This is a genomic window from Xanthomonas sp. NCPPB 2250, assembly GCF_056725265.1.
Map to the genome: position 1 here is coordinate 2,477,368 of NZ_CM161520.1, position 16,840 is coordinate 2,494,207.

The 16,840-nt window shown below is 67.6% G+C and carries 4 protein-coding genes; all 4 read left to right on the plus strand.

Features of this window, described 5'->3' with window-relative positions:
- The first annotated feature begins 10 nt into the window (after positions 1-10).
- The 4 genes from AC1PMG_RS10315 to AC1PMG_RS10330 all read left to right on the plus strand — a co-directional run bounded on the left by AC1PMG_RS10315 (position 11) and on the right by AC1PMG_RS10330 (position 16,840).
- Positions 11-8,893 (plus strand): amino acid adenylation domain-containing protein, encoded by an 8,883-nt coding sequence (locus AC1PMG_RS10315; protein WP_481111545.1) that lies wholly within the window; start codon positions 11-13, stop codon positions 8,891-8,893.
- Positions 8,894-8,976: 83 nt separating this feature from the next.
- Complete coding sequence (locus AC1PMG_RS10320; RefSeq protein WP_481111546.1) at positions 8,977-13,656, plus strand: type I polyketide synthase; 4,680 nt, start codon at positions 8,977-8,979, stop codon at positions 13,654-13,656.
- On the plus strand, positions 13,653-15,245 hold the full coding sequence (locus tag AC1PMG_RS10325; protein WP_481111547.1) for a condensation domain-containing protein: 1,593 nt from the start codon (positions 13,653-13,655) through the stop codon (positions 15,243-15,245). The genes AC1PMG_RS10320 and AC1PMG_RS10325 overlap by 4 nt, the downstream gene beginning before the upstream one ends.
- The gene (locus AC1PMG_RS10330; protein ID WP_481111548.1) at positions 15,245-16,840 is read left to right on the plus strand and encodes an MBL fold metallo-hydrolase; all 1,596 of its coding nucleotides are present in this window, start codon (positions 15,245-15,247) and stop codon (positions 16,838-16,840) included. Before AC1PMG_RS10325 ends, AC1PMG_RS10330 begins: the two co-directional genes overlap by 1 nt.

Consider the following 16,840-nt stretch of genomic DNA (forward strand, 5'->3'; position numbering starts at 1 on the left):
GAGCCCAAGCATGAGCGACTTGTCCGAGCGAATCCTCAATCTATCGGCCGAACAGCGCGGCATCCTGGCGAAGAAGCTGCAGGTGGCGCGCAAGCGCGCACCGGCCCCGGAAAGCCGCATTCCGCGCAGTCCGCGCACGGGGGAACTGCCGTTGTCGTATGCGCAACAGCGGCTTTGGTTTCTGGACCAGCTGCGGCCCGGCGACACCACCTACAACATTCCCGCAGCGACGCGACTGAAAGGCAGATTGCGGGTCGAGGCGATGGAGCACGCGCTGTCGGAGATCATGCGCCGGCACGAGGTCCTCAGAACCACGTTCCCGGCCGTCAACGGCAAGCCGCGGCAGGCTATCGCCGCGGCGCGCCCGGTTCGCCTGCCGGTGGAAACGCTGCTGCACCTGCCCGAGAACGCGCGCGAGGAGGAGGCCCGGCGGCGCGCGGCGGCCGAAGCGGCACGGCCGTTCGATCTGGCGGAAGGCCCCTTGCTGCGCCTGGCGCTTATCCAGATCGGCGAAACCGATCATGTGCTGCTGCTGACGATGCACCACATCATTTCGGATGCATGGTCGTTCGGCATCATGCTGCGCGAGCTGCAGCATCTGTACTGCGCCCATTGCGACGGCCGGCCGGCGGCGCTGGCCGAGGCCGACATCCAGTACGCCGACTATGCGCTCTGGCAGCGGCAGCCGTTCCACCAGCAACTGTCGGCGCGCCAGTTGGACTATTGGAAGACGCGCTTGGCGGGGCTTCCGCCATTGCTGGATCTGCCCACGGACCGTCCGCGCATGGCGGTACAGACCTTCGCCGGCGCGGTGATCGATTTCGAACTGCCGGCGCCGCTAGCCCGCGCCATCCATGCGTTGCGCCTGCGTGAGGGCGCAACGCTGTTCATGGTGCTGCTGGCCGGCCTCGTCGCCGTGCTGCATCGCTACACCGGGCAGCACGACATCGCCATCGGCACCGACATCGCCAACCGCAACTGGTCCGAGACCGAAGGGCTGATCGGCTTCTTCATCAATCAACTGGCGCTGCGGACGGACGCGAGCGGCGATCCCAGCTTCGCCGAACTGCTCGGCCGCGTCAAAAGCCAGACCCTCGATGCGTTCGCGCATCAGGATCTTCCATTCGAGCAGCTCGTTGCCGCCTTGCAGCCCGAACGAAGCCTGAGCTACGCGCCGCTGTTCCAGATCAAGCTGGTGGTGCAGAACGCGCCGGCCGAGGCCGTGCAGCTGACCGACCTGACCATGGAGCCGCTCGCGGTCCACAACGGCACGGTCGGCTTCGACCTGATCCTCACCGTCAACGAGTCTCCCGGCGCGCTGCAAGGCGCGCTGGAGTACAACACCGACCTGTTCGATCGCGCGACGATCGAACGCCTGCTCGGCCACTTCACCGGGGTGCTCGAATCGGCGACCGCCGCCCCGGCGCAGCGGCTCTCGCGCCTGCCGCTCGTATCGCCCGCGGAGCGGCGCCTGCTGCAACAGGAGTTCAACCGCTTCGCCGCCGACATGCCCGATCCGTTGCCGTGCATTCACCGCTCCTTCGAGGAGCACGTGGCGGCCGGCCCCGAACGCACCGCGGTCGTTTCCGGCGACCGAAGCATGTCCTACGGCGACCTCAACGCGCGCGCCAACCGGCTGGCTCGCTACCTCGCGGGCATGGGCGTCGGGCCGGAGGTGATCGTGGGGTTGTGCCTGGAGCGCTCGGCCGAGATGGTGGTGGCCGTGCTGGGCGTGCTCAAGGCCGGCGGCGCGTATCTGCCGCTGGACCCGAAATATCCGCGCGAGCGGCTGGCGTACATGCTCGAGGATTCGGCTGTCCCGATCCTGCTGACGCAGCAGCATCTGCTCGATCAGTTGCCGTCGGTCTGGTCGCAGGTCATCTGCCTGGAGGATGCGGCCGAACAGATCGCGCTGGAAAGCGCCGACAACCCCGACGTCGCGGTGGCACCGGAGAATCTCGCCTATGTCATCTACACCTCCGGTTCCACCGGCCTGCCCAAGGGCGTGGCCGTCGAGCACTACGGCATCGCCAACCTGGTGCGCTGGCAGGCGCGCCAGTTCAAGCTGACCCGCGACAGCCGGATTTCGCAGTTCGCCTCGTACAGCTTCGATGCCGCGATCGGCGAAACCTGCATGGCCCTGCTCAATGGCGCCACGCTTGTGATGCTGGAGCGCGAGGACCTGGCCTCGCACTCGCTGGTCGAGGCGATCAACCGGCACCGCATCTCGGTGATGGTGCTGGTGCCGTCAATACTCAAGGCGCTGGACGCGGACGCGCTGCGATACCCCGAGGAGTTGACCATCGTGGCGGTCGGCGAGGCCTGTCCGCCGGAGTTGGCGTTGGAGTGGTCGCGCCGCTGCCGGTTCGCCAACGCCTATGGGCCGACCGAGTACACGGTGTACTCGCATCTGTGGGACGTGAGCCCGGCGGAGGTGGCCGCGCGCGGCGGCGCCGTGCCGATCGGATTTCCGATCTCCAACACCAGGACCTATATTCTCGACGCCCATTTGAACCCGGTACCGGTGGGCGTCACCGGCGAGATCTACATCTGCGGCCAAGGCGTGGCGCGCGGCTACCTCAACAAGCCCGGTGCCACCGCCAGCAAGTTCGTGCCCAATCCCTTCCTGATCTACGATGCGTTCGTCGAGCACGAATGCCTCGACGTCAGGATCGCCGACGCCGAACTGCGCGAGTTCCAGCGGACCGCGCGCGCCGGCCAGCATGCGGCGGTGCACTCCGAGGCCAAGGACTGGCCGCGGCACCTGTCGCCGCCGATGATCTTCAAGCTGATCGATTCGCTGGGCCCGGATCTGATCGAGAAAACCCATTCCTTCATCACCCGGCACGCCGAATCCAGCGCCGCGTACGGCGCCTTCAGCCGCTATCTGCTGGAAGGCGTCAACCAGTCCTACGCATCGTGCGGAATCAACGCGCAGGTGCTGCGCCAGCTGCTGCCGCTGCCGACGTTCGAGGGCGCGCGCGGCATCGATTTCGGCTTCGGCAATGGCGAGATCCTCAAGACCTTGCAGGGCATGGGCGCGAACATCACCGGCCTGGACTTCAATCCGGTGTTCGTGCAGAAGGCGCGCGACGCGTCGCTCGACGCGCAGATGGTCAAGGTCGACCTGGAACCCGCCGAGTTCGCCGCCAGCAGCGGCATCGCCCCCGGCACCCAGGACTTCGCCGTTTCCACGCTGTTGCTCGACCGGCTCGCCAATCCGCGCAACATGCTGGAGAACTTCTTCGCGGTGCTGAAGCAGGGTGGCCGTTTCGCGATCCAGACCCTGCTGCCCATCGTCGGCGTCGACGACGGCGACGTGCGCGATCCTCTCACCTACACGCCCCAGCACGAGCGGATCGTCCCCGGCCGCGACGCCGAGGAAGACAAGCTGGCGCTGGTCCGCCTGTTGCGCGCGCTGGGCGCGGACGCGATCGAGGTACACCAGCTGCCCTATGCGGTGATGAGCCGCGACGGGCTGCAGGAGTACGTGGTGTGGAGCTTCACCGGCCTGAAGAACGCCGCTGCCGGGCGCGACGCCGGCAGCGGCCGCTACCACCTGATGTACAAGACCGGCGATCTGGGCCGTTTCCTGCCGGGCGGCGAGATCGTCTTCCGCGGGCGCATCGACAGCCAGGTCAAGATCCGCGGCTATCGCATCGAACTGGGCGACATCGAAGCGGCGATTTCGGCCCATCCCAAGGTCGCCGACTGCGCCGTCGTCGCCCTGGACAACGCCCAGGGTGGCAAGCAGCTCGCGGCGTACGTCGTCGCCGCGGGCGCCGAGGCGTCGTTCGCCGAGGAGCTTGCGGGCTTCCTGCGCAACAAGCTGCCGGGCTTCATGGTGCCGGCGGTGTTCGTGTTGCTGGAGCGCTTGCCGCTGCTGTCGAACGGCAAGATCGCTTACGACATGCTGCCGCCGCCAGGCGAAGGCACGCTCAGCCGTCCCGCGTTCGCGCCGCCGCGCAATCGCCTGGAACGGGTGCTGGCCGAGGCCTGGGGCAAGGTGCTCAACCTGCATAAGGTCGGCATCCACGACAATATCTTCGAATTGGGCGGGGACTCCATCCTGATCCTGCAGATCCTGGCCGAACTGAACCAGGAAGGCATCCAACTGCGCGCCGGTCATTTCTTCGAACATCAGACCATCGCGCGCCTGGCCGAGGCGAACGTCGCCACCGCGCCGAACAGCGCCGAACAGGCGCGGGTCAGCGGAGCGGTGCACCCGACCCCCATCCAATGCTGGTTCTTCGAACAGGAACTGGCGGAGCCGCACCACTACAACCAGTCGATCACCCTGCAGGCGCGCGCGGCCCTGGACCCGCGTGCGCTTGAAGAGTGCTTCCGCCACATCGCCGAGCACCACGACGCGCTGCGCCTGCGTTTCAGCCGGGTCGACGGCGGGTGGGAGCCGTTCAATTGCGAATCCGTCGGCCACGAGATCTTCAGCCGCGTCGATCTGGAGGCGAGCGACGCCGACGCGGCGCAGGAGGCGATCCGGCAGGCGGCACTGGAACTGCAGACAGGCCTGAACCTGGAGACAGGAGCGTTGATCAAGGCCCGCCTGTTCTCGTTCGGCGGAACGATGCCCGACCGGTTGCTGATCGTCGTCCACCATCTGGCCGTGGACGGCGTGTCGTGGCGGATCCTGCTCGAGGACCTGCATACCGTCTACGGCCAGCGGCTAGGCAACCGGGCGCCCACGCTGCCGGCCAAGACGGTGTCATGGAAGACCTGGGCGCAACGCTTGGCGGAGTTCGCCGTCTCGCCGCAACTGGACGAGGACGCGGCCTACTGGCGCGAACATGCGCGCGCCGCCAGTGGCGAGGAGGGCAGGGCCGGGACGCCGGTGGATTTCCACAGCGCGGACAACAGCGAAGCCTCGGCCGAGTGGGTCGGCGTGAGCCTGAGCGCGGAGGAGACCGCGGCGTTGATCGAACAGGCACCCAAGCGGTGGCGCGCGTCGGTCAACGAAGTCCTGCTGGCCGCGTTCGCGCATGCCGTCTCGGCCTGGCAAGACAGCGGAACCGTCCTGTTCGACGTCGAAGGGCACGGACGCGAGGATCTGTTCGAGGACGTCGACGTGTCGCGCACGGTGGGCTGGTTCACTTCCCTGTATCCGCTGCGGCTCGACGTCGACCGGTCGCTTGCGCCGCTGCAGGCCATCGCCCTGGCCAAGCGTTCGCTGCGCGGTGTTCCGCGCCGCGGCCTGGGGTACGGGCTGTTGCGCTACGCCGGTGCCGACGCCGCATTGCGCGGCGCGTTGCGTGCAGCGCCGCCGGCCGCGATCAGCTTCAACTACCTGGGACAACTCGACGGCGCGCTCAAGGATTCGCTGTTCTTCGACCACACGCTCGATGCGGCGGCGCCCGACCGCAGCCTGCGCCAGCAGCGCCGTTACCTGCTCGAGCTGAACGCGTTCGCCGGTGCCGGGCAGTTGCAACTCAATGTCCGTTTCAGCCGCAATCTGCATCGGCGCGAGACCGTGCAAGCGCTGGTCGGGCATGCGCTCGAGTTCATCCGCGAGTCGCTTGCCGCCGCCGACGATACCGGTACAGTGGCCGCCAGCGCCGGCGACTTCCCGCTCGCCGAGCGCACCCTGGCCAAGCTCGATCCGCGGACGCTGGCCAAGCTGCTTGCATCGGCGCCCGCGGTGGCCGACGTCCATCCGCTGACGGCGTTGCAGCAGGGGCTGCTTTATCACAGCCTGGTCGCGCCTGAATCCGGCGTCTACGTCAACCAGATGAGTTGCGATCTGAAGGGCGATCTGGACATCGAGGCCTTCCGGCACGCCTGGCTCGAAGTGATGAGGCGGCACGAGATCTTCCGCACGTTCTATGTATGGGGCGAGGTCGCCGAACCGCTGGCGGTGGTTTGCCGCGAGCCGGAATTGCCATTCGTGGTGGAGGACTGGCGCGACAAAACGGCGGCTCGCCGGAGCCAGGACCTGACGGCGTTGCTCGAGGCGGATCGCCTGCAGGGCTTCGACCTTGGCCGCGCGCCGTTGATGCGTCTGGGCCTGGTGCGGATGGAGGACGATGCGCAGCGTTTCTTCTGGTCGTTCCACCATCTGCTGCTGGACGGCTGGTCGGTCTATCTGGTGCTGAAGGAAGTCTTCCTCGCCTACGAGACGGCGCGCGCGGGACAGCCGACGGTGCTGGAACCGGTGGTCCCCTATGCCGCCTACATCGCTTGGCTCGGCAGGCAGGACCTCGGCAAGGCGGAAGCGTTCTGGCGCAAGACGCTGGCCGGGGCCTCGCCGTCGCATTTTCCCGCGCTCAATCCGTCGCAGATGGACGGCGCGGCGGGCGCGAACTTCGGCGAACGCCAGTCGCGCCTCAGTCCCGCGCTGACCGGGCGTCTGCAAGCGCTGGCCAAGCAGCAGCGCTTGACGCTCAATACCATCGTCCAGGGCGCCTGGGCCTTGCTGCACAGCCGCTACACCGGCAGCGACGAGGCGATCTTCGGCGCCGTGGTCTCCGGGCGGCCGGCCGCCTTGCCGGGCATCCAACAGACCATCGGCTTGTTCATCAACACCCTGCCGGTGCGGGTACGGGTGGCCCGCGACGTCGCCGCGATGGACTGGCTGCAGACGCTGCAGGCGCAACAGGCCGAGATGAGCGAGTACGAGTACAGCCCGCTGATGCAGGTGCAGGGCTGGGCCGGCATTCCCAGCCGGGTGCCGCTGTTCGACGTCATCCTGGCCTTCGAGAACTATCCGATCAGCAGTTCGTTGGCGGCGAGTTCGCCCGGCTTCCGGATCGGCGAGGTCCACGCCGTGGAGCAGACCAATTATCCGATGACGCTGCTGATTGCTCCCGGCGAATCGCTGTCGATCCGGATGGTCTACGACGAAAGGCGCTTCGACCTGGCGAGCGTGGAGCGGCTGCTCGGGCATTTCGAAGCCTTGCTGGGCGCCATCGCCAACGATCCGGGCGCGCCGCTCGGCGAGCTGGCGATGCTGTCCGCGCGCGAACGCCAGGAGCTGCTGCGCGATTGGAACGGTACCGCGACAGCGCCGCCGGCCGCGGCGACGATCCCGGAACTGTTCGCGCTGCAGGCGCGGCGCACCCCGGATCGCCTGGCGGTATGGTGCGGCGAGCAGCGGCGCACGTACCGCGAATTGGACGAACATTCCAACCGCCTGGCCCGCTACCTGCAGCGGCAAGGCGTCGGCCGTGGGGCGCTGGTCGGCATCTGTCTGGCGCGTTCGGTGCGGACGGTGGAGGCACTGCTGGCGGTGATGAAGGCCGGCGCGGCCTATGTGCCGCTGGATCCGACGTATCCGCAGACGCGGTTGCGCCTGATGATCGAGGACTCCGGCATGGCGCTGCTGGTCGGCGATGCGCAGGCACAGTGGGCGCATGGCGTAGGCAGACTCGAGCGCGTGCTGGACCCGGAGCGCGAGCAAGCCGCGATCGCCCGCGAAGAGGCAAGCGCGCCCGCGTCGGAAATCTGCGCCGACGATGCGGCGTACGTGATCTACACCTCGGGCTCGACTGGCCGGCCCAAGGGCGTGGTCGGCCTGCACGGCGCGACCGTCAACCGCTTCGAGTGGATGTGGCGCGCCTATCCGTTCGCAGAAGACGAGGTGTGCTGCCACAAGACGGCGCTGAGCTTCGTCGATTCGGTCTGGGAGATCTTCGGCCCGCTGTTGCAAGGCTTGAGCGTGGCGGTCGTCGCGCAGGACCTGGTGACCGACCCGAGGCGCCTGATCCACAGCCTCGCCGACGCCGGCGTCACGCGGATCGTCCTCGTGCCCTCGCTGCTGCGGATGTTGCTGGACGTCGCCGACCTCGGCGCGCTGCTGCCCAAGCTGAGGTTCTGGGTAAGCAGCGGCGAGACGCTGCCGGCGGATCTGGTCGAGCGTTTCCGCGCCGCGTTGCCGGCGGCGCGGCTGCTCAACCTGTATGGTTCGTCGGAGGTCGCGGCGGATGTGACGTTCTGCGAAGCCAGCGGCTCCTCGCAGATCGCCATGCCCGGGCTGATCGGACGGCCGATCGCGAACACGCGGATCTATCTGCTCGGCCGCGACCTGGAGCCGGTGCCGCTCGGTGTGCCCGGAGAACTGTACGTGGGCGGCGCCAATCTCGCCCAGGGCTACCTGCACGCGCCCGGCCTGACCGCGGCCAAGTTCGTTCCCGATCCCTACGGCGACCGGCCGGGCGACCGCTTGTTCCGTACCGGCGACATGGCCCGCTACACGCCAGGCGGGGATCTGGAATACCTGGGCCGCCGCGACCATCAGGTGAAGATCCGTGGGCACCGCGTCGAACTGGGCGAGGTCGAGGCCGCGCTGCGCGCGCATCCGTCCATCCGCGAAGCGGTGGTCGTGGCGCACGAGGACGAGCCGGGCCAGCGGCGCCTCGTGGCCTACTACGCGTGCGGCCACGGGCAGGATCTGCAATCTGGCGAACTGCGCGATTTCCTCAAGCTCAGCCTGCAGGAACACTTGCTGCCTTCCGTCTCGATACCGCTGGCGCACTTGCCGCTGACGCCGAACGGCAAGGTCGATCGGCTGGCCTTGCCGGCTCCGGATCGAAGCCGTCCCGGCGGTTCGGCGGCGATGACGCCGCCGCGGACCGAACTGGAAACCGACATCTCGCGGATCTGGTGCGAGGTGCTGAACCTGCAAGCGGTCGGTGTCGACGACAACTTCTTCGAGCTGGGTGGCCAGTCGCTCTCGATCGTGCGCATCCAGGGTCTGCTGAAGGAACGCCTGGGCATCGATCTGTCGGTGGCAGAGTTGTTCAAGTACCCGACCATCGGCCTGCTGGCGGCATCGCGCGCCGGCGCCGACGCGGGCGAGGTTCCGGCTGTGTATCGGCAAAGCCTGGAACGCGGCAGGCGCCGGCAGGCCCGTCGCGGCCGCCCGCGTGGCGAGGTTCCTTGAACCGATGCCAGGTAGGGACCGCGCTCGAAGGCACCGTGTTCTGAAGAATCGCGCTGTGAGGACCTTGGGAAAGGAGACGGATGATGAATCACTCTGATCGGGATGCCGCCGCGGCCGGCGATTGCGATATCGCCGTCATCGGTCTTGCCGGCCGCTTTCCCGGCGCCACGGATGTCGCCCAGTTCTGGCGCAATCTGCGCGACGGCGTCGAGTCGATCCGCCGCCTCGCCCCGGAGGAACTGGAACTTCCCGGTCTCGGCCGCGCTGCCGCGGACCGCCCGGATCACGTGCCGGCCGCCGCGATGCTCGATGACGCGGAGCTTTTCGATGCCGGTTTCTTCGAGTTCACCCCGAAGGAAGCCGAGGTCATGGATCCGCAACACCGGGTGTTCCTGGAGTGCGCCTGGGAGGCGCTGGAGAACGCCGGCTACCACGCCGAGGCGATCGCCGGCGCGGCCGGCGTCTATGCCGGCTCACTGTTGAGCACCTATCTTCTCAACCTGTATTCGAACCCGTCCCTGCACGACGCGGTCGGCGTGGCCCAGATCGGCATCGGCAACAACGTCGATTACCTCACCACCACCGTCTCGTACAAGCTTGGCTTGAACGGTCCCAGCGTGGCGGTGCAGACCGCCTGTTCGACGTCGCTGGTGGCCACCCATATCGCGTGCCAGGCGCTGCTCAACGGCGAGTGCGATCTGGCCATGGCCGGCGGAGTGGCGGTGCGGGTGCCGCAGCGCTCTGGGTATTTCTACCAGGAGGGCGGCATCCTTTCGCCCGATGGACACTGCCGCGCGTTCGACGCCCAGGCGCAGGGAACCGTGTTCGGCAATGGCGTCGGCGTGGTGGTGCTGAAGCGGCTCGAGGACGCGCTGGCCGACGGCGACAACATCCGCGCGGTCATCAAGGGCTCCGCGATCAACAACGATGGCTCGCTGAAGGTCGGCTTCACCGCGCCCAGCGTTCAAGGGCAGGCCGCGGTGGTCGTGGAGGCGCTCGCCAATGCCGGGGTGAGCGCCGACAGCATCGGGTACGTGGAAGCGCATGGCACCGGTACCGCGCTTGGCGATCCGATCGAGATCCAGGCGCTCACCGAAGCCTTCCGCATGGGGACCGACCGGCGCGGCTACTGCCCGATCGGCTCCTTGAAGACCAACATCGGCCATCTGGACGCAGCGGCCGGCGTGGCGGGACTGATCAAGACGATCCTGGCGCTGGAACACGGCGCCATTCCGCCCAGCCTGCATTGCGTCCGGCCCAATCCGAGGATCGACTTCGCCGCCAGCCCGTTCTTCGTCAACGCCGAACTGCGGGAGTGGAAGCGCGGCGCGGCCCCGCGCCGCGCCGGGGTCAGCTCGCTCGGTATCGGCGGGACCAACGCGCACGTGGTGCTCGAGGAAGCGCCGGAGCCCGAGCCGTCCGCGCCCGCGCGGGAGTGGCAATTGCTCTTGCTTTCGGCCAAGACCCGCAGCGCGCTCGACACCGCGACCGCGAACCTGAGCGGCTACCTCAAAACCCATCCACAGGCCTCCCTGGCCGATGTCGCCTATACCTTGCAGGTCGGCCGCAAACCGTTCGGCATGCGCCGCGCGGTGGTCTGCCGGGATGCCGCCGACGCGATCCAGGTCCTGGACAGCGACAACCGCGAGCGCCTGCTGACGGCGACGGCGGAGCCGGGATTTCGGCCGCTGGTGTTCATGTTTCCCGGCCAGGCCTCGCAGTACCCGGGCATGGCGGCCGATCTCTACGCAGGCGAACCGCTGTTCCGCGAGCACGTCGACCGCTGCGCCGCGCTGCTGCGGCCGCATGTCGATTTCGACCTGCTCGACGTGATGTTCCAGCCCGCGGACGCGGACGGTAATGCCGCGGTCGACCAGACCGCGGTCGCGCAGCCGGAATTGTTCGTCGTCGAATACGCGCTCGCGCGCTGGCTAATGCAGGCCGGAATCGAGCCGCAGGCGATGATCGGGCATAGCCTGGGCGAGTACGTGGCGGCGTGCATCGCCGGCGTGGTGTCGCTGGAGGACGCGCTGCGGCTGGTCGCCGCGCGCGGCCGTCTGATGCAGGCGCTGGACGGCGGCAGCATGCTCGCGGTGCGGCTGCCGCAGGCGCAGGCGCGCGAATGGCTCGGCGGCGATCTGTCGCTGGCCGCGGTCAACGCACCGGAGTCCAGCGTCGTGTCCGGCCCGGCCGCCGCGGTGGACGCGCTGGAGAAGGCGCTCAAGGCCCAGGACATCCCTTGCCAGCGCCTGCGCACCTCGCACGCGTTCCATTCGCCGATGATGGATCCCGTGCTCGCGCCCTTGCGCGAAGTGCTCGGCCAGATCGAGTTCCATCCGCCGCGCATTCCGTATCTGTCGAACGTCACCGGGACCTGGGCCGGGTCGGAGGTGGCGACTCCGGACTATTGGCTGCGGCACCTGCGGCAGAGCGTCGAATTCTCCGCGGGGATCGCCGAACTGCAGAAGGAACCCAAGCGGATTCTGCTCGAGGTCGGTCCAGGCCATGCGCTGTGCGAGTTGGCCCGCGCGCATCGCGCGGCAACCGATTCCGTTGCGGTCATCGCGCTGATGCGCCACGCCCGCGACGGCCGCGGCGACGGCGCGCACCTGTGGGGCGCACTGGCGAAACTGTGGCTGGCCGGTGGCAGGATCGACTGGCCCGGGGTGTACGCCGGGCAGCGCCGCCGGCGCCTGCCGTTGCCGACATATCCGTTCGAGCGGCAGCGGTTCTGGGTCGACGCCAGGCCGTTGATGCAGGAGCAGGCCGCGACGGGGGCGGGGATCCACAAGAAGCCGCGCATGGCCGACTGGTTCTACCTGCCGTCGTGGAAGCGCGCCTTGCCGCCGCCCGCGCCTGGCACCGGCGATGCCGACGCGGACTCGAACTGGCTGGTGCTGATGGATGCCGAAGGCATCGGCGAGCGCCTGGTCCAGCGATTGCACGCGCGCGGACAGCGCTGCGTGCGTGTCTTTCCCGCAACGCAGGCGGCGCGGGTAGGCGACGGCGACTTCCAGATCGATCCGGCGGCCGCCCCGGAGTGGGAACGGCTGGTCCAGACCCTGCTGCGATCGGATCGCAAGCCGGGGCACATCGTGCATCTGTGGATGCTGGACCGGGCAGGGGAGGGCGCGACCTCCGATCGCGCCGACCCGCGGATCGTCGATCAAGGGTTCTATGCGATGCTGCGCGTGGCGCAGGCGATCGCGAAGGCCAATCTGATCGATCCGGTCGAGCTTTGGCTGGTCGCCAATCGCCTGCACGACTTGTCGGGCAACGAGCGCATCGTGCCCGAGAAATCGCTGGCACTCGGACCGTGCCTAGTGATACCGCAGGAGCACGCCAACCTGCGTTGCCGCAGCATCGATGTGGAATTGCCGAGTAGCCCGGGCGACGCGGGCGCCGACGCGCTGGCCGACATCCTGCTGGCGGAGCTCTTCGCGGCCGAGCGCGAACCCGCCGTGGCCTACCGCGGGCGTTCGCGCTGGCTGCGCGCCTACGAACCCGTACCCGTGCGCGTAGACGCCACGCCGCGCCCGCCGCTGCGCGAAGGCGGGGTCTATCTAATCCTGGGCGGATTGGGCCGCTTCGGCCTGCTGCTGGCCAAGCACCTCGCGCAGGCCTACCGCGCCAAGCTGATCCTGACCGCGCGGCAGGCACTGCCGCCGCGCGAGCACTGGGACGGCATCATCGCCGCCGCCGATGACGCGGATCACGGCGCCTGGCGCCTGCGGAAGGTGCTGGAACTCGAAGCGCTCGGCGCCGAAGTGCTGGCCAGGCCGCTGGACCTGGCCGACGCGCGGCAGTTGCGCGAACTCGTCGACGAAGCCGTCGGCCGCTTCGGCGCCCTGCACGGCGTCGTCCATGCGGCCGGCCTGCAAGAGCACGTGCCGCTGGTGACAGCCACGCGTGCCGACTGCGAACGCATGTTCGCCCCGAAGGTCGAAGGCCTGTTCGCACTCGAACAGGCGCTGCAAGGGCGCTGGATCGATTTCTGCCTGTTCACTTCCTCGCTGTCGCCAATCCTCGGCGGTCTTGGCTTCATCGCGTACTCGTCGGCGAATCTGTTCCTCGACGCCTATGCGCAGCACGCCCGCAAGCGCGGGCTGCCGTGGCGGACGATCAACTGGGAGAGCTGGCACCGGCGCGAAATGCCGGCGGATGCCGGGGAGCGCGGCGGTGGCCATTTCGGCAACGAGCTGGCCAAGCTGGTGATGTCGGACGAGGAGGTCATCGAATGCTTCCGGCATGCGCTCGCCATCGCCGATGCGCCGCAACTGATCCTCGCCACCGGCGATCTCAGGCTGCGCACCGACCAGTGGGTCAGGCTGGAATCGCTGGAAAGGAAGCCGGCCGGGAAACCCACCGAGCCACGCGCGCAGATGCCAGCGCCCGCGACGGCGGGAAAGCCGCCGCGAAGCGATCTGGTCGGCCCGCGGGACGAGATCGAGCGCATCATCGTCGAGGTCGGGCGCTCGGTGCTGGGCATCGAGGAAATCAGCGTCTATGACAATTTCTTCGAACTTGGGGGCAGTTCGCTTCTCGCCGTGCAGTTGATGTCGCGACTGCGCGAGGCCTTCCAGCAGCAATTGCCGCTGCGTGCGCTGTTCGAACGTCCGAGCGTCGCCGGACTGGCCGACGTCATCCGCGAAGGGCAAGCGCCCGAGGAGGACCTGCTCGAGATCTCCAGCCTGCTGGCCGAGATCGAAGCCCTGGACGAACAGGAAGTCGAACGGCGCCTGGAGGGAGAAGAACGATCGTGAACGACCTGTCGGACCGCATCGGCCGGCTGCCACCGGAGAAGCAGGCGCTGTTCCGGTTGATGCTGAAGCAGCGCGGCCTCAGCCCCCCGCAAGCCGACGTCATCGCCAGGGCGGCCGACGCCGACGCGTACCCGCTGTCGTTTTCGCAACAGCGGCTCTGGTTCCTCGACCAGATGGCGCCGGGCAATGCGTTCTACAACGAACCGCTGCTGGCGTTGCACATCGAGGGGCCGCTGGATCGCGACGGGCTCGCCGCGACCATCGACACCATCACGCGCCGCCACGCGTCGCTGCGTACCCGCTTCGCCAGCGTCGACGGCCGGCCGGTGCAGATCATCGAACCGCCAGCGCCGGTGCCGATCGCCTGCCACGACCTGCGCGACCTACCGCCGGAACAGCGAGAAGCTCGGTTGCTGCGGCTGGCGCAGGAAGAGGCGGCGCGGCCGTTCGACCTGACCTGCGCGCCGCTGCTGAGGGTCAGCCTGATCCAACTCGGCGAGCACGAGCACACGGCGCTGCTCGAGATGCATCACATCATCACCGATGGCTGGTCCAACCGCCTGCTGCTGCGCGAGATACTGGTCCTCTACGCAGCGATCTCGCGCGGCCAGCCAAACCCGCTGCCGGAGGTGCCGATCCGCTATGTGGACTTCGCGGTCTGGCAGCGGGAACGCCTGAGCGGCGCGTCGCTGCACAAGCTGCTGGCCTACTGGACAAGGCAACTGGCCGGCGATCTGCCGGTGTCGGAGTTCCCCGCCGACTTTCCGCGTCCGGCCGAACAGCGTTATCTCGGCCGATTGGAAACCCACGTGATCGCGCCGGAGCTGAGCGACCGCATCCGGCAGTTGGGCAAGCACCGCGACTGCACGCTGTTCATGACCTTGTTCGCGGCTTTCGCCGCCTTGCTGCAGCGCTACACCGGGCAGGAAGAGATCGTCATCGGCACCCCGGTCGCCAACCGCAACCGCACGGAGACCGAATCGGTCGTCGGTTTCTTCGTCAACACCCTGGTCATGCGCGTGGACGTGTCCGGCGGCCCGCGCTTCACCGAGCTGATGGAGCGGGTCCGTAAGGTCGCGGTCGATGCCTATGCCCACGAAGACTTGCCGTTCGAGAAACTCGTGGAAGTGCTGCGGCCCGAGCGCAACCTGGACCGGCAGGCGCTGTTCCAGATCCTGTTCGGCTTGCACAACTACCCGGACACGGCGCAGGCCATCGACGTAGGCAACGACCGCCTGCGGTTGCGCCGCATCGAGATCGACGGCGGCGAGTCGAAGGTGGACTGGGCGCTGTCGATCACCGATCTGGATCAGGACGGCATCAAAGTGCAGATCAACTACAACACTGACCTGTACCGCGCCTCGACCATGCAGCGGCTGCTGCGCCAGTACGAAAACATTCTGTGCTACGTCGCCGCCGAGCCGCACACCCGCTTGAACGCGATTCCGTTGTTCGGCGCCGACGGAAGCCCGGCAGGCGCGCAAGCGCCGATACCAGCGCCGGCGCCGGCGCAGGACGCCCTGCGGGCAAAACTCAAGACCATCCGGCGAAAGCCCGTCCTCATCGACGGCGAGGGAGAGAACCGCTAATGCAGAGCACGCCGTCCTATCTGAAGCCCAACGCGCGAACCGAACCGCTGCTGCGCCAGTGGTACGCCGTCTCGCTGGCAGTACCGCCGGCCAGCGGCGCGATGTTCCTGGCCAATTCGCAGATCCAGATCATGAAGTCGTATGTGCTGTCGCCGGAGGCGCATGCGGCCGCCTCGCAGGATCCGTCGATGATCGGCGGACCGTTCATGAACTACGCCGGGAACCGGATGCCGGAGATCCAGGCTCTGCTGGAGCGTACGCTCGCGCAGGCAAGGCCGGCCCTGGAGTTCGCCGAAAACATCCGTTCGCTGGACCAACTGATACGCAGGGAAGCCAAGGGCTTTTCGCTCGAGCCGTTTTACGCGCAGATTCCCGATGCGCTGAAAGGCTATGTCGAACTCACCTACGATCTGAATCACGTTCCCTCGTTCCGGCTGATCGAACGGCTGCTCTATCGCACGCCGGTCTACGACCGGGCCTGGCAGAGCATCGGCCTGTCGCTGGTGGACCGGGACGAGCGCCCATTCGTGCTGAGCACGCCACGCCTGCCCGGCAGCGACTACCTGTGCCTGAACCTGCCCTTCGACGACCCGCGTCTGGATGCGTTGTTCGCGATGAAGCGCACGCCGCGCCCGGTGGACGAGATCGCCGAATTGTTGGAGGTGGGTGCCGCGGACCGGCCGCTGTTCGACACCCTGTTCACCCAGGCTGCGCCACGACCGCGCCCGGAAGCCAGGTTCGAATCCGATAGCGTACGGGTGCGCTATTTCGGCCATGCCTGCCTGCTGATCGAAACCCGCCAGGTCAGCATCCTGACCGATCCGATGATCAGCTACGAGTACGAAAGCAACATCGAGCGGCAAACCTACGCCGATCTGCCGGAGGTGATCGATTACGTCATCATCACCCACGCCCATCTCGACCACGTGGTGCTGGAATCGCTGCTGCAGCTGCGCCACAAGGTAGGGTGCGTGGTCGTACCCCGCAATAACCGCGGTGCCTTGGCCGACCCGTCCTTGCAATTGCTGCTCGGCCATCTCGGATTCCGCAACGTGATCGGCCTGGACGAATTCGAAAGTGTCGAATTCGAAGGCGGCAGCCTGACCGCGCTGCCGTTCCTGGGCGAGCATCACGATCTGAACCTGCACAGCCGGATCAAATACCTGGTCCGCGCCGGCGGCAAATCGATCGTGGTCGCCGCCGACGCCTGCAATCTGGAGACCCAGCTATACCGGCACCTGCATGCCGAGTACGGCGACATCGATGCGCTGTTCCTTGGCATGGAATGCGACGGCGCGCCGCCGTCGTGGTTCTACGGCCCGTTGATGCTGCGCAAGCAGAGCCGCGAGATGGACTATTCCCGCCAGGGGTCGGCCTGCAACTACACGCGTGCCATCGAGATGGCCGACAGCCTGCGCTGCAAGAAGGCCTATGTGTACGCGATGGGACTGGAGCCCTGGCTGAGCTACATCATGAGCATCAACTGGACCGCCGATTCGCTGCAGATCACCGAATCCGACCGCTTCCTGGCCGCCTGCAAGGAGCGCGGCGTGGAAGCGGAACGGTTGTTCGGACAAAAGACCCTCCACCTGTGA

What these genes read in the sequence shown, in the direction of transcription:
- AC1PMG_RS10320 (WP_481111546.1), top strand. Translation starts at nt 8,977, where the DNA reads ATGAATCACTCTGATCGGGATGCCGCCGCGGCCGGCGATTGCGATATC.
- AC1PMG_RS10330 (WP_481111548.1), top strand. Translation starts at nt 15,245, where the DNA reads ATGCAGAGCACGCCGTCCTATCTGAAGCCCAACGCGCGAACCGAACCG.
- AC1PMG_RS10315 (WP_481111545.1), top strand. Translation starts at nt 11, where the DNA reads ATGAGCGACTTGTCCGAGCGAATCCTCAATCTATCGGCCGAACAGCGC.